Raw genomic sequence first — 18,228 nt, 5'->3', positions numbered from 1 at the left:
ATTCGGCGCGCACCAGACGCACGGCTCGCCCGTCGGGCGCGATGCACCGCCAACGCGGCTTCGGCACGATTGCGGTCATCCTGACGGCACTGGCCGGTCTGGCCGTTATCGGGGCCCTGCTCGTCGGCTATGCGCTGATCGTCATGCGCCCGAACCTGCCGCCGCTCGACGTCATTACCGACTACCGGCCCAAAGTGCCGCTGCGCGTGTACACGTCGGATAACGTGCTGATCGGCGAGTTTGGCGAGGAGCGCCGCAGTCTGGTCACCATCGACCAGATTCCCGACGTGATGAAAAAGGCCGTGCTCGCCATCGAGGACTATCGCTTCTACGACCATGGCGGCGTCGACTTCATCGGCATTCTGCGGGCGGGCGTCTCCGACGTGATTCACCGCGGGGCCGCGCAAGGGGCCAGTACGATCACCATGCAGGTCGCGCGTAACTTCTTCCTGTCTCGTGAAAAGACGGCGACGCGCAAGATCTACGAAATGCTGCTCGCTTACAAGATCGAGTCGGCACTTTCCAAAGACCAGATTCTCGAGCTGTACATGAACCAGATTTATCTGGGGCAGCGTGCGTACGGCTTCGCGAGTGCGGCGCGCATCTATTTCGGCAAGGATTTGAAGGACATTTCGCTGGGCGAAGCGGCCATGCTGGCCGGGCTGCCCAAGGCACCGTCCGCGTACAACCCGATCGTGAACCCGAAGCGCGCCAAGATTCGTCAGGAATACATCCTCAAGCGCATGCTCGATCTGGGCTACATCACGCGCAATCAATACGAAGACGCTTTGCACGAGCCGATTCGCACGCGCACGGCGGGTAACGAATACAACGTGCATGCCGAGTACGTCGCCGAAATGGTGCGTCAAGCGGTGTACGACCAGTACAAGGACGAGGCGTACACGCGCGGCCTGACGGTCATCACCACGCTCGACTCGAAGAAACAGCAGGCGGCGTACGACGCCGTGCGCATGGGCGTGCTCGATTACGAGCGCCGCCATTCGTACCGTGGCCCGGAAGGCTTCGTCGAGTTGCCCGCGCCGATGCCCGACCGTCAGCAATCGATCGAAGACGCCTTGCTCGAACACCCCGACAACGGCGATCTGGTCGCGGCGGTCGTGGTCGCGGCGAGCACGTCGCAAATTACGGCGATTCCGCTCTCGGGCGACGCGGTGACCATCAGCGGTGACGGCATCGGTTTTGCCGCCCCCGCCCTCTCGGCCAAGGCCAACGAGAAAGTGCGCATTCGGCCGGGCTCGATCATCCGCGTGATGAAGGACGCGCGCGGCAAGTGGCGCGTGACCCAGTTGCCGGAAGTGCAAGGCTCGCTCGTGTCGCTCTCGCCTGACGACGGCGCCATTCGTGCGCTCGTCGGCGGCTTCGACTTCAACCAGAGCAAGTTCAACCGTGCGACGCAGGCATGGCGTCAACCGGGCTCGACGTTCAAGCCGGTGGTGTATTCGGCAGCCATCGAAAAGGGCGTGAGCCCCGCCACGATGGTCATGGATGGCCCGCTCAATCTGCCCCCGGCACAAACCGGCGGACAGGCATGGGACCCGCATGATGACGACGCCTTCAGCGGTCCGATGACCGTGCGCGAAGGTCTGCAACGCTCGAAGAACTTGGTGGCAATTCGCTTGCTGCAATTTGCGGGCACGCAGTTCACGCAAGACTTCGCGACGCGTTTCGGTTTCGACGCCGACAAGGTGCCGCCGTATCTGCCGATGGCACTCGGCGCGGGTCAAACCACGCCGTTGCAACTGGCCGGAGCGTATGCCGTGTTCGCCAACGGCGGTTATCGCGTAGCGCCCTACTTGATTAGCGAAATTCGCGATGCGCGCGGCAATGTGCTGAACAAAGCCACGCCGGTGATTGCGGGCGTCAATGCGGCGCGTGCGATTTCGGCCCCGAACGCGTACATCATGAACAGCCTGCTGCAAAGCGTGGCGCAGCGCGGTACGGGTTCGGGCACGAACGTGCTCAAGCGCAACGACTTGGCGGGCAAGACGGGGACGACCAACGATGCGCTCGACGGCTGGTTTGCCGGGTATCAGCATTCGCTGGTGGCCGTGGCATGGCTTGGCTTCGATCAGCCCAAGACGCTGGGCAGCCGCGAATTCGGTGCGCAACTGGCTCTGCCGGTGTGGACGAAGTACATGGGCGTGGCGTTGAACGGTGTGCCACAACAACAGATGACGATGCCAGAAGGCGTGAGCGTCGTGAACGGCGAGTTGTATGAAACCGAAAAGCTGCCGGGCAACGGCTTCGTGGCGAGCATCGGCATCGACGACAACAGCGGCGGCGGTTTCTCGCTGCCGTTCTTCGGCAGCAATTCGCCGTCGCCCGCCCCGGCTGCGCCGCCCCCGACAGCCGGTCAGCCGCCGTCGCCTGGGGGCGTCGACGCCAGCGAGAAAGCGCGCATTCTCGATATGTTCAAGCATCCCTGACAGGCACCTGCCAAAGCGCACGATGGCTTTGGCAGCGATGCAAGTCCGAACGGCCGCCTCAGGGCGGCCGTTTGTTTAGGCGCGGGCAACCTATTGGCTTCCGGTTTTCGGCGACGAGCCTCGCACGCCCGCCCCATGCGCAAGAACGTACAAGTCAGGCGCACTGACAACGCGTTATGCTCGCAGCCATCCGCAACCGTTTTTTCGCGTTATTCGAGGTCCGCACCATCATGTCCGCCCCGTCCCGCGCGGCCAGCTTCACGGCTGGCGTCCGCGACACCTTCCCGATGATTGTCGGCGCTGCGCCCTTCGGCCTGATCTTCGGCGCGCTGGTGGCCACCACGCCGATGGCCACATGGCATGGTCAACTCATGTCGCTGACCGTGTTTGCAGGCTCCAGCCAGTTCATCGCGGCCGGGCTATTTGCGACGGGCGTGGGTTACGTGGTGCTCTGGGCAACGACGCTGATCGTGAATCTGCGCCACATGCTTTACGCAGCCAACTTGCTGCCGCATGTGCGGCACCTGAACTTGCGTTGGCGCTGCCTGCTCGGCTTCACCCTGACGGACGAGACGTTCGCGGTGACGAGCAGTCATTTCCACAAACATCCGGACGACCCGATGGGCCATTGGTATTTCCTTGGCTCCGGCGTGTCGATGTATTTGAACTGGCAACTCTGGACGCTGGCCGGGCTGCTGTTCGGCGCGGCCTTCCCGCGCCTGCAAACCCTCGGTCTCGATTTCGCGATGGTGGCGACGTTCATCGCGATCATCGTGCCGCAGATGGCCCGCATGCCGTGGGCGGTTGCCACCGTCGTCGCGGGCACAGCGGCGTATCTCTGTCAGGGGTTGCCGTACAAGCTCGGGCTGCTCGTCGCGGTGACGCTCGGTATCGTCGCCGGGATGATTACGCTGCATCTGCGCCGCCGAGGCAATGGCTTGACGCAGGGGTCGACGCCGGGAGGTGCACGATGAATTATGTGATCGCGATTCTCGGCATGGCCGTCGTGACCTTCGCCGTGAAAGCGGGGATCTTCGTACTGGGCGACCGCGTGCGTTTTCCCGAATGGCTACGTGAAGCGTTGTCGTTCGTGCCGGTGACGGTGCTCACCGCGATCATCGTGCCGATGACGCTGGCGCCGCACGGTAACGGCCTGGAATTGACGTGGCGCAATCCGCAGTTGGCGGCAGCACTCGCGGCCATTGCCGTGTGCGCCGCGACGCGCCATCAGCTACTCACGATCGGTGTGGGCTTGGGCGTGTTCTTCGGCTGGCAGTTCGGGATCTTGGGCTGACGAAGCCGCCATTGCGCGGCCGCTTACGGTCATAAAAAAAGCGCCCTTTCGGGCGCTTTTTGCTTTGCATCGAGACAGGATCAGACCGTCACCGTCCCCAACGTGCCTGCGCGATACGCTGCGACAAACGCGTCGAAGTCACCCACTTGGGTGCGCTCCAGTTCCGCTTGCGTCTCGAGCGACTTGCGGGCGAGCGTTTCGAAGTGCTCGACCACTTTATCGTCGAGCGGCATCTCGCGCAGCGTCTGTGCGTGGCGCTTGCTCTGCGCCAGCGAGAACGCTTGAAACGCGCCGCCAGCGGTGCCGCGCAACGGTTCAAGCGCCGCCATGACACGGGCCGACGGTGTGAGCGTCACGTCTTGCACCTTGGCGCGCTGCACGGCCATGGTGTGCGCGTAGCGCGCGCCACCACGCTGGGCGTCGAAGGCGGCGGCCGCGCGATCGATACGGTCGAGCAGTTGCTCGGCCCAGTCGAACAGCGTGATCGCCTCGCCGCCACGGCGCAGCGCCAGCCCGGGCTTGCGGCCTTCCTTGACCACATGCGCGAAGTTGTCGCGGTTTTCCATGTTCTCGGCGTTCGAGCACGACGGGCTGTCTTCGAGCGCGCAGAACAGCATGAAGGCGTCGATGAAGCGTGCCGTATCCACGTCGATACCGACCGGCAGGAACGGGTCGATATCCACGCAACGCACTTCCACGTATTGCACACCGCGACGTGCGAGTGCCTGCACCGGGCGCTCGCCGCTGTAGGTCACGCGCTTGGGGCGAATCGTCGCGTAGAACTCGTTTTCGATTTGCAGCAAGTTCGTCGAGAGCTGAATCCACTCGCCATCGCGCTTCGTGCCGAGGGCTTCGTACGGCGGATGCGGTTGGCTGACGGCTTGCGTGAGCGCATCGATATAGCTCGGCAGGCAGTCGTAGCACGGCGAGACTTCCGATTGCGCGCTGTTCTGATAGCCCAGATCGCTCATGCGCAGGCTGGTCGCATACGGCAGACCGAGCGTGCCTTCGTCGAACGATTCGAGCCCGTGTTGGCGGCCGCGCAGAAACTCGGCATGCAGCACTGGCGACGCGCCGAACAGATACATCAGCAGCCAGCTATAGCGGCGGAAATTACGAATCAGCGCCACGTAGCGGGCCGATTGATAGTCGCGTGCCGACGTGTCCGTCACCCCTTCCTGTTCGCGCAGCAGTTCCCAGACGGGCTCGGCGAGCGAGAAGTTGTAGTGAATACCGGCGATGCATTGCATCGGCTTGCCGTAGCGAAGCGCGAGGCCGCGACGGTACACGTGCTTGAGCATGCCGATATGCGACGTGCCGTAATCGGCGATGGGGATCATGGCTTCCGGCGGCAGCGCGGGCGGCATCGAGTCGCTCCAGAGCAGTTCGGTGCCGAGCTTGCGGTAGGCGAACTGGTGGATCTCGTCGAGGCGGGCGATGACTTCGGCGGCGTCGTGCTGCGGCGGCGTGATGAACTCGAGCAGCGCTTCGGAGTAATCGGTGGTGATTTCTTCGTTGGTGAGCGCCGAGCCCAATGCGCGCGGGTGCGGCGTCAGGGCAAGTGCGCCGTCGGCTTCGACGCGCAGCGTTTCGCGCTCGATACCGGACAGGCCCTGCCCGAGCAGCGCGCGATGGGCGGGCTGCATGATGAGTGCGAGACGCCGATCGAGCACGTCACCGGCGGAGGACGCATCGCGTCGTTCGTTTTGGCAATTCTTGTTTTCCAACTTCCATCCCTCTGGTGAGGCGCGATGCTGTACGGCATGGCTGTCGCCGCCGGTGCCTGTCATAGCGAAGCCATGAGCGGACGAGGGCACGGCAGGCGTACGGTGGTCTACGGGGTGCCGATGGCCTGCGGTGGGTTCGCCGGGAGCGGTCTCCGGGAAGCACTTCAGGCGCGGCACGGCGCGAATTTGGCCTGAGCATAACTGAAAACGCCAAAGCGCGTCGGACGCCGCCTAAAACCCCGCCATCGCGCGTCAAAAGAGCCTCAGCGTCAGGCTGAGTGCCCCTGTGCGAATGCCACATTGGCGATGGGGTCATGCGCACCGATACTGGGCAGCATGATGAATACACAACACTTGACCGATCTCATTCGCCTGCTCTCGCTGGGGCTCGTTACCTTTTTGCTCGCTGGCTTTGTGAAAGGCGTGATCGGGCTGGGTTTGCCCACGGTCGCCGTCGGGTTGCTCGGGCTAGCCATGCCGACGGCTGAAGCAGCCGCGCTGCTGATCGTGCCGTCGCTTGTGACCAACGTTTGGCAATTGCTGGCCGGCCCGCGTTTCATCGCGCTGGCGAAGCGGCTCTGGCCGATGCTCGTGGGCATTTGCATTGGCACGTGGGCGGGCGGCGGCTGGTTGGCGAGTGGCGGCAATACCCCCGGTATTGCGTTGGGCGTCGCGTTGTTGGCGTACGCCGCGATGGGACTCGCGGCAGTGCGTATGCGCATTCCGGCGGGCTGGTCGAGCGGGAGAGTCAGCGCGCTCGGGGTCGGCATCGGCGTGGTGACGGGACTCGTCACCGCAGCGACCGGTGTCTTCGTGATTCCCGCCGTGCCGTTCCTGCAAGCGTTGGAACTCGACAAGGACGATCTGGTGCAAGCGCTCGGGTTGTCGTTCACCGTGTCGACAGTGGCGCTCGCCGCGGGGCTGGCACGCGACGGCATCTTCCACGGTCATGCGATGGGTGTGTCGTTGCTGGCACTGGCACCGGCGCTGGGCGGGATGTTCTTCGGGCAGTGGGTGCGAGGACGCGTGAGCGCACCGGTGTTTCGCCGCTGCTTCTTCGTTGGGCTAGCGATGCTGGGCGCTGAATTGGTGATTCAGCATTTGCGATGAGACGGTCGCTGCGCGGGTGTGGTGACGTGAGGGCGCCGCCCTCACACCATCACTTCAAGTCCGTGAAATCAACATCCCAGAACTCAAGTTCGCGGCGGGCGTCGAGATTTCGCCCTTCTTCTGTGCGGCGCAGTTCGACGCGTCGGATTTTCCCGGAAATCGTTTTCGGCAAATCGCAGAACTCCAATCGGCGAATACGCTTGTACGGCGCGAGGTGATCTCGGCAGAAACGCAGAATATCGAGCGCGAGTTTGTCGTCGGCTTTGAAGCCGGTGCGCAGTGAGATAAACGCTTTTGGCACAGCGAGCCGAACAGGATCGGGGCTTGGCACAACACCAGCTTCGGCCACGGCGGGGTGCTTGATCAGTTCGCTCTCGAGTTCGAACGGGCTGATGCGATAGTCCGACGCTTTGAAGACGTCGTCCGCGCGCCCGACATAAGTGAAGTAGCCGCGGTCGTCACGCATCGCCACGTCGCCCGTGCGGTAGTAGCCATCGCGCATCACGTCGGCGGTTTTCTCCTGATCGTCTTCGTAGCCTTGCATCAGGCCGGTGGGCCGTGGCGAGATCACGAGCGCGATTTCCCCTTCGTCGGCGGGCACGCCATCGTGATCGAGCAGCACGACACGGTAGCCCGGCATCGGCCGTCCCATCGCTCCGGCTTTGACGGGTTGGCCGGGTGAGTTGCCGATCTGGCAGCAAGTTTCAGTTTGTCCGTAGCCGTCGCGAATGGTGATGTTCCACGCGCGCCTCACCTGATCGATGACTTCGGGATTGAGCGGCTCCCCTGCCCCGATCAATTCACGAAACTTCACTGGATGCCGCGTGAGGTCTTCCTGAATCATCATGCGCCAGACGGTCGGCGGCGCGCAGAGCGTGGTGACACCGCAGCGCGCGGCAGTCTCGAGGGCGGCGCGCGCGTCGAAGCGCGAGAAGTTATAGATGAAGATCGTCGCACCGGCATTCCATGGGGCGAAGAAGCAGCTCCATGCGTGCTTGGCCCAGCCGGGCGAGCTGATGTTCCAGTGCACGTCGCCGGGTTGGAGGCCGAGCCAGTACATCGTGGCGAGGTGACCGACGGGATAGCTCTGATGCGTGTGCAGCACGAGTTTCGGACGCGAGGTCGTGCCTGACGTGAAGTACAGGAGCAACGGGTCGGTGGCGAGCGTGGTGCCTTCGGCGGAGAAGGTATCGGGTTCGGCGTAAGCGGGTGCGAGCGAGGTCCAGCCTTCGGGCGTGTTGTCGCCGACGGCGATGCGTTGGTAGTTGCCCGGGAGGTTGGCGAACTTGAGGGCGTCGCGTGTGGTGGTGACGACGTGGCGCACGCGGCCGCGCTCGATGCGATCGACGAGGTCGGCGGCAGCGAGGAGCGTGGTGGCGGGAATCATGACGGCGCCGAGCTTCATGCAGGCGAGCATGAGGTCCCAGAGTTCGACCTGATTGGGCAACATGAGCAGGACGCGGTCGCCACGGGCGACGCCTTGGGCGCGCAGGAAGTTGGCGACTTGGTTCGAGCGTGCCGACATTTGCGAGAACGAGAGACGCGTGTCGGCACCGTCTTCTTCTACGACCCAGAGGGCGGTGGTGTGATTGTCTTGTGCTTGCGGATCGAAAAAGTCGAGGGCCCAGTTGAAGTGCGTGAGTACGGGCCAGCGGAAGTCACGGTACGCCACGTCGTAGTGGGCGCGCTGCGCGAGCAAGAGGTCGCGTGCGGCCTCGAATCCCTGGATATGCGGCATCGCTTGTCTCCAAGCCTCGATAGGCAGGATTCCATTATGGTGAGGCCCCCCGAATACGACATTCGGGATAACCATCATGGGGTTTGCGGGTGCGATTGCGGTGGGTGCGCGATCGGTGCGTGGTGGGAGGCAAGATGGATGCGCGGTGTAGGCGGAAGAAAAAATATGCGGAGAATGCGCGCAGACGCTTTCATTCCTGCGAAAAGCTCTGCTATAATCGCCTGCTTTCGAGCGATGCATTTAACGATGCATCTCTCACGGGGCGTAGCGCAGCCTGGTAGCGTACCTGCATGGGGTGCAGGTGGTCGGAGGTTCAAATCCTCTCGCCCCGACCAGAATAGAAAAACCCGCACAGTCTTTGGCTGTGCGGGTTTTTTCGTTATTGGCCCAAGTGCGGTGTGCGTCACACCGACCGGGTTAGCAGTTACCCTTCTTCGCCTGTCCCGGCGGGCAGAAATCATTGCCAGGACCGCCTCGCCCACCGCGAGGACCGTCATCGGGAACATACACGGCACAGCTCGCAAGCAACATCGTGCACGCAAGGAATAGGAACGTCAGTTTGCGCATTTGTCAGATCCCCCAAGGAATGCGGATACGAGACACGAATCTTCGAACTCAATGTCGATCGGTTCTCGCAAGGGTATCTGATTCACTCAGCGCCCGTCGCGGGCTTATTCAACTCACCTGTCTTGCATCCACTCAAACAAGCAATAGCGATCGCCAACACACCATTGCTTATCAACCACTGGCTCAAGTGATTCTTCCTTCGCATCTGTAGCGCCTCTTGCAGACTCACTCGGAAATGAATGGTGCTTGGACCCGCATTCCTATCAGTGCTGGATTCGGTCGGCACTGCGCATGCTTGACCACCCTGACGGCGCGCTCGTTGAGCCTGTCGTTGCCCGACGACGATGCTAATTGGGCATCCGTTAGCGAACCCTCAGCGTCCAACACAAAATCGACCGCCGCTTTTCCTTGCAAGCCGCGCCGGCCGCCACTACCACCGGGCAAACTGTCGGCGAAAGGGAGAATACATTTGACCTCTCCCTTAGGCGTTACCTGGGACACGCGCGACGCAAGCCCCTCCCCAACCGCACTCTCCAAGGCCATCCAACGCTTTTGCAGCCATACCTGGCGCATTTCGCTGCGCATATTGGCAGGGTCAGACAGCAAACCGAGATAGGCTTCCGCCTTGCGAAGGCTGAGTCGGCGGCCCATCGGCACTGCGGCACCGTCTGGCGCGACTTGGCTCTCAAGGAGTTGGGCGGCTTGCTTGTACTGGCCGCTCAGGAGCAGCGCATCGGCAAGCCAGGCAACCGTCTCAGCGCGTTGCTTATCATCCAAGGCATCAGGACCAAACGACAGTGCTCGGGTCAACGGCGCGATCGCGGCCTGAGGCGCCTTCTCCAACATCAATGCCGAGCCCAGATTCATGTTGATCCCGGCCAAGCGCGCATTGTCCGCGGGGGGCGTCTCCTGTAGCGCCCGATCGAGGCGCTGCTGCCAAGCCGCCGCCGATTGCGATAGCATCGCGGCCCGGACCACATCCAATGCCATGTAGACACCGGGCGCAACACCCGCCTCTTTCAAGCGCCGCACCTCTTGCTCGCACACGTCGCTCATCGTGTCGTAATGCTTGGCATCGATTTCACGCCGGCAGTCCGACACAAGTTTGCTTGCGTCCTGAGGTGCTTCGACCGACTGCGCAAAAGATACGGTGCTAAAAAGCACCGTGATGGATAACGCGACTTCGACCAACTTCCGTGTGCTGCGCATAGATGTATTAGTTCGGATTAAGGGCAAACGTGGCCGACTTGGAAAACGCGATCATGCTATCTGGTGAGAGTCCCTGTGCATCCACCTTGCATTGTGCAGCCCGAAAAGCTTTGAGCGCCGCATTGTCTAGCAACTGATGACCCGATGACCTTTGGAGTTTAAGGTCGCGAACTCGGCCCGACGAATCGATTGTCGTTTGAACGACAGCGGTTCCCTCAAGACCAAGTCGCCGCGCTTGAGCAGGGTACTCAACGTTCGTGAACGTACAATCGATCGTCACTGGCGTGCCCCCAACATCTATCGTCGCCACGTCCGCATTTGCTTGCGTTGCAAGTACCACGGTGGCCAGCGCGCCTGCGAATTTGGTCCACATATTCAAGTGAATTTTCCGTTTCGTTGAGTTGGCGCTACGGTGGCTCGCAAGCGCTTATTTATGGAAATTCGGCTGCGTCATGCGCCGCCTTTGCGCCCTCAGGCGCTCACTCTTTTAAGCTAAATACAAAAGGAAATTCCACGCCAATGCCATCTTCCGTCGGCTTACCCGTGGATTCGATAACGCACTTCGTTTCTCTGACTGAGTTGAGCGCCACCTCGTCGAGTGTTTGCCATCCCGACGATTTCACAATGACCGCTGATTCAGTCCGGCCTGACATGTTGATGACAGCCCGAACATTCACCGACCCCTCGAGTTCATGGTCTCTGGCGACCGCCGGGTAAACATGCGGACCCAGCGTGCATTTGAATTTGATGACCCGATCAGCGCGTCGCACCGTGCCCGAGTACGTCGTTCCATACGCGTTCAGACAAGTGAGTGCAAACACCAGTACCCCGATTCCCCTAGACCACTTTATCAAGTGATTTCTCCGTTCTTATTTTGGCGCGCAATCCTAGCATGCGCGGCCTATGCACCCGCACGATGTCACCTCGTCGTTCGATGCGAAATATCGTCGAGCAACGGCACAATCGCCAACAGGATGAGTATCAACGCCAGTGGAATCGTCGATACAAATCCGAGATGTTTAAAACCAAGCGCTCCCACCACGCCGCCGAGAAAAAACATCCCGAGCAACGATGCTAATAGGCGCAACTTCGCTTGATCCGCTGTCACCCGTTGCGGTTCAGCTAAAAGTCCCGGCCGGTTCCAGTAGATCATCTTCCCCAGCTCAATACCGATATCAGTGACCAGCCCAGTCACGTGCGTCGTGCGGATTTCGGCCTTGGATATCTTCGTGATGATCGCGTTTTGCAGCCCCATCACGTAACACAGCAATGCCACCGTCGCAGACGCGAATAACCATCGATGGTGTTCCAAGTTCGTTCCGACCAAACCGAAACACAGCAACAACACCGCTTCCAATAGCAGCGGCGCGGCGTAAGCACTATGCGTCTGATGCCGTCGCCCCCAATTGATGAGAATTGCGGACGTCGCAGCACCAAAGAGAAATGCAAGCAGCGCGCTCAAACCGGCAAACACATACACCAACTGCCCCAATACAAGGTCGTCGGACAGTGACGCAACAATGCCCGACATGTGCGACGTGTATTGCCCAACCGCCAAGAATCCACCGGCGTTCGCAGCGCCCGCAACGAACGCTAAAGAACACCCCAATCGGCGGTTAGCCGCATCCGTGCGCGCTGGTTGGGTAAAACCCCGCAAGTAATTGATCGGCATGGCGAGACTCACTAAGAGCACGATAAAGGCACGAGGGAATCGGTTTGCCAGCCAATTCTAACGGCTCGGAATGCGACGCCATTTGATTCGAATAAACCGCGCTTGCGCCGCACCGTGTCACAATCCCGACTCTCATCACAACATCGGAGCCAAATATCATGGCGCTATACGATCTGCCTGAGGCTCGGCAAATTGCAAGAACCTTCGTCCAAGAACTCATCAAGGCGCAAGGCATCCCTCTGACGGGCTCGAAAGGCGTGACCGACCCGGCCGCCTCGGGTGAACGCGACGCCGCATATCTGCACAGTCTTCTCGAATCACTGACCAAGAAACTCTCGGGCAGTTAAAACAGACGAGCCCGTACAACGACGGGCTCTCAACTACGGCTCGCGGCGTTTCAGTTTCTCGTCGCCACACGCGCCCGCAAACACCGATCCTTGCGCTTCACCTCGTCTACCCATTGCGCTCGCACACGAACGCAAACACGTCCCGGTCGACGAGCGCACCCAGCTTGTTGAAGCTCTTACGCAGCGTCCCCTCGTGCACGAACCCGCACTTGGTCAACACACGGGCGGACGCCACGTTCCATGAGAACACCGTCGTCTCGACCCGCACCAGCCCCATCGTGTCGATGCCATGCGACAGCGCCTGCCTGAGCGCCGCCGTCGCAATCCCCTGCCCCCAAAACGCCTCGCCAAGCCAGTAGGAAATCACCCCGCAATGCGACGCAGCGCCCGATAGCCTGCGCAATCCGATGCCACCCGCCAACTGCCCATCCGCCTCGATCGCCCAAGCCGGACGGTTCGGGTCGAGCAGCGGCGCACTCACCGTCGCGACCCATCGCTGGGCGTCCTGCAATGTGTAAGGCGACGGAAACCGCTCGGCCATATTCGCCGCCACGCGCGGGTTGTTGGCCAGCGCAGGCAACGCCTGCACGTGATCGTCGCGCCACGAAACGATGTGAATCGAATTAGCCATGATCGGCAGAGCGAGAGGTGGGGAAGCACGAGGAAAAAACGAGGAAAAATGAAACAACGAACGAAGCACGCTAAAAAATCACTGTACATTTAAACATTACTGTTTTTTTGTACAGTGTCTTGTGCTACATTTCCTTTCACCAAAGTTCCTTGGGGAGAGGCATCGTGAGTGATCCGAAATCTGTCAAATTTATCGTCGTGCCCTATCGCAAGAATAAGGACGGCGCGTTGCAACCCGGCGAACTTCGTCAGGCCAGTACCGAGTTCGGCGCCGTGCGCATCGCACAAGCCATGGCCGCCGGTTTTGCCGGTATCGCCGCCTATGAAGTGCTAGTCGACGACGAGTCCGGCACGATGGATTCGCCGCGCGTTCTGTTTCAGGAGGGCGCGATTCCGGCACTCGCTGAATAGTCGGCCGCAACACCGATACACCGATACTTCGATATCCAGAACAAATTCTGAATGCCAAATATCGCAGCCGTGTGACGCGCATCACACGGCTGACGTTGTATGCCTAACCGATCGAATTATTCAGGCCGCGACGGACGCGCAATGGCATCGAACGTGCGCGTCTGACGCGGATGCTGCAAGTCGCGCGTATCGAGCGCCCGTTGAGTTGCGGCGACATCCTGTGCGCTCGGCCCCGGTTGCGCGCCATTGCGCTCGTTCGCCACACGGTTGATGGCCGCGCTGGCCGACTGCGCATCAGCGACAGGCGCCGAAGCCACGAGGCCCGTCGACGGATGCAGCGAAGGTGCCGCCTGATTCGTCTGACGAATGCTACTGAGGTCGCCCGAGCCCAGATACGACTGCGCGCTCGCATGGCCTGCGAAGAAAGTGGCGAAGCAAACGGCTGCCGTGCTCAGGCAGACTGCAAGGAAATTGGTACGGTTCATGTTGGCCCCCGTTTGAGTTGTCAGTTGCGTCGAAATCCTCTGTGGCAGCGGTTTCGACATGGCTGCATTGTCTCAGCCGACATGCCCTTTGTCGCCCGCACTAATCACAGTTGACGGTGCCTTGCCGGGGTATCTCGGGGTATCCCGAAGTATCGCTACCCCCTCTCATTTTCGGCAGCCCGTTCTGCTACACTGCGCAAAAAATGGGCCACAGGCCCACGGGATAGCAGGTCATACGGGGGATCCCATGTCGGACGACATCAGTTTTCGACGGGCGTCGGATGCCGTGCAGGCGGTCGGTGCCGGACAAGCAGACTGGCTCGACGTCGTAAAGACGGCACGCGATTTTCTGGGCGCGGAAGCCGCCACGTTCCTTTGCCACGACAAGCAAAGCCGCTCCGTGCGTTTCATCGAACAGTCCGGCCACGAAGACGGCCTGATTCAGGAATACGCACAACACTACTATCAGTACGACGACTCGACCCGGCGCTTCTGGGACGCGCCCGCCGGTACGTGGTACGACTCATCCGTCGCGCTCAAGCACGAATCGCCTAACGACCGTGTCTTCTGGAACGAATTCATGCGCCCGTACCAGTTGCAACAACTGGTCGGCGTGGTGATCTGCAACGACAGCGACGTGCTCACCGCGCTCAGCATTCAGCGCATGCACGTGGTCGAACCTGACTTCGCGCACGCGGCCCGCATCGCCGAATACGAACGCATGCTGGCCGCCGCGTTCGCCGCCCGGCGCGCCGCAACGCGCATGAGCCTCGACGCCCTCGGGCAAATGCTCGACCCCACCCGTGAAGGCTTTCTGATTGTTTCGCCCGACGGCTGGATGCTCGACGCCGCAGGCGGTCTCGACGTTTTACTCGGCAGCGACGACAGCCAACTCGTGCTCAAGCAGCGCCGCCTCACGCACCGGCAGTCCGACTGGCAATCCCGGCTGGAGGAGACGCTAGCGAAAGTGAGTGCTACCGGGTTGGCGGCGTCGCTGGTCGTCCCCGACTCGTGGGGACACGCGTATCGCCTGACGTTGCGCCCACTCGCCAACAATATGAACCACGGCTTGCGCTCGGCAGTGGGAATTCGCGTGGAGCGGCGCAGCATCTTCAACGTGCCGACCGAAGCCGCACTGCGCGAACATTTTGCATTGACGCGAGCCGAGGCGCGGCTGTTTCATCACCTCGTCGCGGGATTGACCATCGGCGAATGCAGCGACGTGCTGCAACTGGGCACCAGCACGCTGCGCACCCAGTTGTCGGCCATCCTACGCAAGACCGGCTGCCATCGTCAGGGCGAGCTGTTACGCCTCGCTGCCATGCTCGCCCCCTGACGCAGCCACCAGTACCGTGGCGCGCGTGCGGTTGCGCCCTGCCTGCTTAGCCTCGAAGAGTTGCTCGTCGGCCGCGCGCAAGATCGCGTCAGCGCTTTCGCACTCGCTGGCAGCCCCCGTGGCCGCCCCGACGCTCACCGTCAACGTGCCGACGTCGCTGCCGATATGGGCAATGTGCAGCCGTTCGATACCCAGCCGAATCTGCTCGGCCATCTTGGCCGCCCCGGCTGCTGGGGTGTCGGGCATGATCACCGCAAATTCTTCACCGCCGTAGCGCGCCGCCATGTCGGTATCGCGCCGGACATGTCCCGCAATGTGCTGCGCGACCGCTTTGAGCACGTCGTCCCCCACGGCATGACCGTACTCGTCGTTAAAACGCTTGAAAAAGTCGATATCGATGAACAGCACCGAGAGCGGCCCGCCCGTGCGCTGCGCCCGTCGCCACTCCATCGCGAGCTTGCTGTCGAGCGAGCGGCGGTTGTTCAAGCCGGTCAGGCCGTCGGTCACCGACAGACTGGCCAGCCGTGTCATGGCAGCGGCGCGCATCCGAATGGCCGCGACGAGCAGCCACGACCCCGCGATCAGCGTCGCCGCGCATGCCAGCGCGATCGAGCCGAAGGTCGCCACGTTCCAACGCCATTCGCGCATCGTGCCAACGGTCAGCGGGGTAATCACCACGAACAACGACGCGCCCGGGACACGCACTGACCGGTAATCGTGCGAACGCGCCCCGGCGGGAAACGACAACGCCGTAATCAGGTTGCCATTGCGCGTGGCATTGCCGGGCAGCTTTGCCACCGTCCCCGGCTGTACATCGCCACAAGGGGCGCACGCCAATACCGTGCCCTTGTCCTCGATGATTTGGATGGTCTTGATGTCTTCCGACTCGACCTCCGCCACCAGATTCTGGAAATGATCGAGACGCAGCGCGATGACCGCCACGCCCGCAAACGAATGGTCCGGTGCGCTCACGCGACGGGTGAGTGCCACCGACAACAGACCGCCGTGCAAGCGCGATTTGTAGGGCTGCGAGATATACAAGCCAAGCGATGGGTTGCCCAAATGCGAGCGGAAGTAGTCGCGGTCGGAGACATCGACGACCCTGTCGGAATCCGGGTGCAAAGGCGCCGCAATCTTGCCTGTGTTGTCGACCACATAAGCGTCGTCGAGAAAGTCGCGGCTCAGCATCTGGCCGAAGCGCACGCGATCGCGTACCCGGTCGGTGAACATCGGCGTGGACGGGTTTTCGGCGTCCCGCACCATGTCTTTGAGCAGCGTGTCGTAGATGGCGATGTTGCCGCCCAGACTCGTGGCGACCACCGTCGCTGCGCTCTGCGCCCGGTCGAGCGTCGATTCTATCCTCGCTTCACGATTGTTCTCTAGCGAGATGGCCACACCAATCAGAATGGCCAGCGCGATGGCGGTGCCGACAAGGCCGACCATGACCGGCCGGTGGTCGAACTTCTCGACCATGACCCGCAGGCGCTTGCCCGCCCAGGTGTGGAGACGTTGGGTGCCCGAACGCGTCGACATGCCCATGATTTCCTCGCGAGAAGTTGATGTATTCTAATGCGCGTCGACCCAACTAACACTGCCCTTTATTACCGCCTCCCGGACCTACCCTATGACCGAGTGCTACGCGTACCTGAGCCGTGCCCTGCCCGACCTCGATCCGCTCATGCTCTCGAAGATCATCGTCAATTCCCGGGGCTTTAATGAAACGTACGGCATTACCGGTGTGCTGCTCTACGACGGCGTCACGTTTTACCAATACATCGAAGGCCCAGCCGAGCCGCTTGCCGATGCCCGCCAGCGCATCGAAGCGTCACGCCACCACTCCGACATCCGGGTGCTGCTCGACGGCACACCGCGCACGCCCGGCGCGTTCCCGACGTGGAGTCTGGGCTATCTGATGCTCGACGAACCCGCCCACACGCTGCGCGCTTTCGTCATGCCCGCCGATCACGCCGCCCTGGTCGCCGCGTTCGCCGCGCTCGCCGAGAAGTCGGACGCGATGTAGCCCGATGTAGCCCTTTCCTGCCGCAAACGACAAAACGCCGGGCAGCCTCCTCAGAGGTGCCCGGCGTTTGACATTCGACCCTAGGGACCGCGTGGGCGTTACCGAACGGCAACCCCACCGCCCCGGCTGTCTTACCGCTCGATTTGACGATTCCAGCGCTGATCCCACTGCGCGCGGCGCTGGTTGATCGCGTCCCAATCCACGGTCTTGATGTCTTTGACCAGATCGTCGATCTTGCCCAAGCGCTTTTGCATCGCCGCGGGCACGGTGGCCTGCGGGTTGGTCGGGATGTACGCACCGGCGGCGGCCGCCAGCGTCTGACCGCGTGCCGACAGCAGGTACTGGGCAAGCTTCTGCGCCATCGCGTTATCGGGGCTGTTCTTCACCACGCACAGGTCGACCAGCAACTGCACCGCGCCTTCCTTCGGTGCGACATAAGCCACCGGAATGTTCTTGTCCTGAAGGTCGCTCACCGCCGTGGGCGTCAGCGGGAAGATGGCCGCTTCTCCGGTCTGAATCATTTCGGAGAGCTTGGCCGAGTTCGGGATGTACTCGACGACGTTCGGGCCAACGGTGCTCGCCCATTTGGTGAAGCCCGGCTCGACGTTGGTCTCGCTACCGCCCCAGATGCGGTTCAGCGCCAAAAAGCCGTGCAGGCCGAACGTGCTGCTCGACGCCGACTGGAACACCACCTTGTTCTTGAACTTCGGATCGGCGAAGTCGGTCCACGAGGTCGGTGCCGCCCAACCCTTTTCCTTGAACACCTTCGTGTTGTAGCCGATACCGGTCATGCCGAGTTGCACACCGGCGCCCATGTCGTCTTTCACACGCGCGAACGGATACAACTCTTTGAGTACCGGCGAGTCGTCGAGCTTCTGGCACACGCCCATGCTGATGGCGCGCGCCATCACGCCGTCGTCGAGAAACACGACATGCATCTGCGGGCTGTTACGGTTGGCCAGCAACTTCGCCAGCACGTCGGACGACGTGCCCGGCACCACCACGACCTTCACGTTGTTGGCTTTCTCGAACTCGGGAAAGACTTGGCTCGTGTAAGCCTTTTCCATCGGGCCGCCGTTCATGCCGATGTAAAGCGTTTTGCTCTGCGACCAAGCGGCGCTGCTCGCGCCCAGTGCCAGCGCCGCAGCGCACATGACGACCTTCTTGGATAGCTTCATCGTGGTTCTCCTTGCGTTTCGAGAGGTAAGGAACGTGTGAGTGACGTTTTTTGACGT

The 18,228-nt window shown here is 61.7% G+C and carries 18 protein-coding genes and 1 tRNA gene; 9 read left to right on the top strand and 10 right to left on the bottom strand.

The genetic code is table 11. The annotated features are described in order from the left end of the window. The first annotated feature begins 41 nt into the window (after nucleotides 1–41). The 3 genes from PPN31114_RS00415 (at nucleotide 42) to PPN31114_RS00405 (ending at nucleotide 3,741) form a co-directional block, all read left to right on the top strand. Nucleotides 42–2,447, top strand: coding sequence for a penicillin-binding protein 1A (locus tag PPN31114_RS00415; protein WP_246182348.1), 2,406 nt, complete (start codon nucleotides 42–44; stop codon nucleotides 2,445–2,447). Between the two features lie 230 nt (nucleotides 2,448–2,677). Further along, nucleotides 2,678–3,421, top strand: a complete 744-nt coding sequence (locus PPN31114_RS00410) for an AzlC family ABC transporter permease (RefSeq protein ID WP_150677562.1) — start codon at nucleotides 2,678–2,680, stop codon at nucleotides 3,419–3,421. Then, nucleotides 3,418–3,741 (top strand): AzlD domain-containing protein, encoded by a 324-nt coding sequence (locus PPN31114_RS00405; protein WP_150677561.1) that lies wholly within the window; start codon nucleotides 3,418–3,420, stop codon nucleotides 3,739–3,741. The genes PPN31114_RS00410 and PPN31114_RS00405 overlap by 4 nt, the downstream gene beginning before the upstream one ends. Nucleotides 3,742–3,821: 80 nt before the next feature. Here the strand turns inward: PPN31114_RS00405 and gshA are convergent, their stop codons facing one another. Next, nucleotides 3,822–5,531, bottom strand: coding sequence for a glutamate--cysteine ligase (gene gshA, locus PPN31114_RS00400; RefSeq protein WP_281350933.1), 1,710 nt, complete (start codon nucleotides 5,529–5,531; stop codon nucleotides 3,822–3,824). Between the two features lie 273 nt (nucleotides 5,532–5,804). Here gshA and PPN31114_RS00395 point away from each other — a divergent pair, with 273 nt between their 5' ends. Continuing rightward, nucleotides 5,805–6,578 carry a sulfite exporter TauE/SafE family protein gene (locus tag PPN31114_RS00395; RefSeq protein WP_150677560.1) on the top strand — a complete coding sequence of 258 codons (774 nt, stop codon included), beginning with the start codon at nucleotides 5,805–5,807 and terminating at the stop codon, nucleotides 6,576–6,578. Nucleotides 6,579–6,627: 49 nt separating this feature from the next. Here the strand turns inward: PPN31114_RS00395 and PPN31114_RS00390 are convergent, their stop codons facing one another. Further along, on the bottom strand, nucleotides 6,628–8,316 hold the full coding sequence (locus tag PPN31114_RS00390; RefSeq protein WP_150677559.1) for an AMP-binding protein: 1,689 nt from the start codon (nucleotides 8,314–8,316) through the stop codon (nucleotides 6,628–6,630). A gap of 258 nt (nucleotides 8,317–8,574) precedes the next feature. On the opposite strand from PPN31114_RS00390, the gene PPN31114_RS00385 reads away from it, so the two are divergent. Further along, nucleotides 8,575–8,651, top strand: a tRNA-Pro gene (locus tag PPN31114_RS00385). 457 nt (nucleotides 8,652–9,108) lie between these two features. Here PPN31114_RS00385 and PPN31114_RS00380 read toward each other — a convergent pair. The 4 genes from PPN31114_RS00380 to PPN31114_RS00365 all read right to left on the bottom strand — a co-directional run bounded on the left by PPN31114_RS00380 (nucleotide 9,109) and on the right by PPN31114_RS00365 (nucleotide 11,764). Then, nucleotides 9,109–10,074 carry an energy transducer TonB gene (locus PPN31114_RS00380; protein ID WP_174987491.1) on the bottom strand — a complete coding sequence of 322 codons (966 nt, stop codon included), beginning with the start codon at nucleotides 10,072–10,074 and terminating at the stop codon, nucleotides 9,109–9,111. 25 nt (nucleotides 10,075–10,099) lie between these two features. Then, complete coding sequence (locus PPN31114_RS00375; RefSeq protein WP_246182446.1) at nucleotides 10,100–10,465, bottom strand: energy transducer TonB; 366 nt, start codon at nucleotides 10,463–10,465, stop codon at nucleotides 10,100–10,102. Nucleotides 10,466–10,571: 106 nt separating this feature from the next. After that, on the bottom strand, nucleotides 10,572–10,862 hold the full coding sequence (locus PPN31114_RS26600; protein ID WP_370865848.1) for an energy transducer TonB: 291 nt from the start codon (nucleotides 10,860–10,862) through the stop codon (nucleotides 10,572–10,574). Nucleotides 10,863–11,011: 149 nt separating this feature from the next. Beyond that, complete coding sequence (locus PPN31114_RS00365; RefSeq protein ID WP_150677555.1) at nucleotides 11,012–11,764, bottom strand: YoaK family protein; 753 nt, start codon at nucleotides 11,762–11,764, stop codon at nucleotides 11,012–11,014. Nucleotides 11,765–11,922: 158 nt separating this feature from the next. On the opposite strand from PPN31114_RS00365, the gene PPN31114_RS00360 reads away from it, so the two are divergent. After that, nucleotides 11,923–12,111: a hypothetical protein gene (locus PPN31114_RS00360; RefSeq protein ID WP_150677554.1), complete on the top strand. Its 189-nt coding sequence runs from the start codon at nucleotides 11,923–11,925 to the stop codon at nucleotides 12,109–12,111. A 106-nt stretch (nucleotides 12,112–12,217) separates the two neighbouring features. Here PPN31114_RS00360 and PPN31114_RS00355 read toward each other — a convergent pair whose 3' ends face one another. Further along, on the bottom strand, nucleotides 12,218–12,742 hold the full coding sequence (locus PPN31114_RS00355) for a GNAT family N-acetyltransferase (protein WP_150677553.1): 525 nt from the start codon (nucleotides 12,740–12,742) through the stop codon (nucleotides 12,218–12,220). 164 nt (nucleotides 12,743–12,906) lie between these two features. Here PPN31114_RS00355 and PPN31114_RS00350 point away from each other — a divergent pair, with 164 nt between their 5' ends. After that, nucleotides 12,907–13,152 carry a hypothetical protein gene (locus tag PPN31114_RS00350; RefSeq protein WP_150677552.1) on the top strand — a complete coding sequence of 82 codons (246 nt, stop codon included), beginning with the start codon at nucleotides 12,907–12,909 and terminating at the stop codon, nucleotides 13,150–13,152. 116 nt (nucleotides 13,153–13,268) lie between these two features. On the opposite strand, the gene PPN31114_RS00345 is transcribed toward PPN31114_RS00350, so the two are convergent. After that, complete coding sequence (locus tag PPN31114_RS00345) at nucleotides 13,269–13,637, bottom strand: hypothetical protein (protein ID WP_150677551.1); 369 nt, start codon at nucleotides 13,635–13,637, stop codon at nucleotides 13,269–13,271. A 247-nt stretch (nucleotides 13,638–13,884) separates the two neighbouring features. Here PPN31114_RS00345 and PPN31114_RS00340 point away from each other — a divergent pair, with 247 nt between their 5' ends. Next, nucleotides 13,885–14,973: a helix-turn-helix transcriptional regulator gene (locus PPN31114_RS00340; RefSeq protein ID WP_150677550.1), complete on the top strand. Its 1,089-nt coding sequence runs from the start codon at nucleotides 13,885–13,887 to the stop codon at nucleotides 14,971–14,973. On the opposite strand, the gene PPN31114_RS00335 is transcribed toward PPN31114_RS00340, so the two are convergent. Then, nucleotides 14,944–16,506, bottom strand: a complete 1,563-nt coding sequence (locus tag PPN31114_RS00335; RefSeq protein WP_174987485.1) for a sensor domain-containing diguanylate cyclase — start codon at nucleotides 16,504–16,506, stop codon at nucleotides 14,944–14,946. The two genes, PPN31114_RS00340 and PPN31114_RS00335, sit on opposite strands and share 30 nt — an antisense overlap. Nucleotides 16,507–16,597: 91 nt before the next feature. Between PPN31114_RS00335 and PPN31114_RS00330 the strand changes: the two genes are divergently transcribed. After that, nucleotides 16,598–16,993, top strand: coding sequence for a BLUF domain-containing protein (locus tag PPN31114_RS00330; RefSeq protein WP_150677548.1), 396 nt, complete (start codon nucleotides 16,598–16,600; stop codon nucleotides 16,991–16,993). A 131-nt stretch (nucleotides 16,994–17,124) separates the two neighbouring features. On the opposite strand, the gene PPN31114_RS00325 is transcribed toward PPN31114_RS00330, so the two are convergent. Further along, nucleotides 17,125–18,171 (bottom strand): ABC transporter substrate-binding protein, encoded by a 1,047-nt coding sequence (locus PPN31114_RS00325; protein ID WP_150677547.1) that lies wholly within the window; start codon nucleotides 18,169–18,171, stop codon nucleotides 17,125–17,127. Nucleotides 18,172–18,228 lie beyond the last annotated feature (57 nt).

It is taken from the genome of Pandoraea pneumonica (genome assembly GCF_902459645.1).
Lineage (GTDB): Bacteria > Pseudomonadota > Gammaproteobacteria > Burkholderiales > Burkholderiaceae > Pandoraea > Pandoraea pneumonica.
This window is presented reverse-complemented; position numbering and strand designations above follow the sequence as displayed.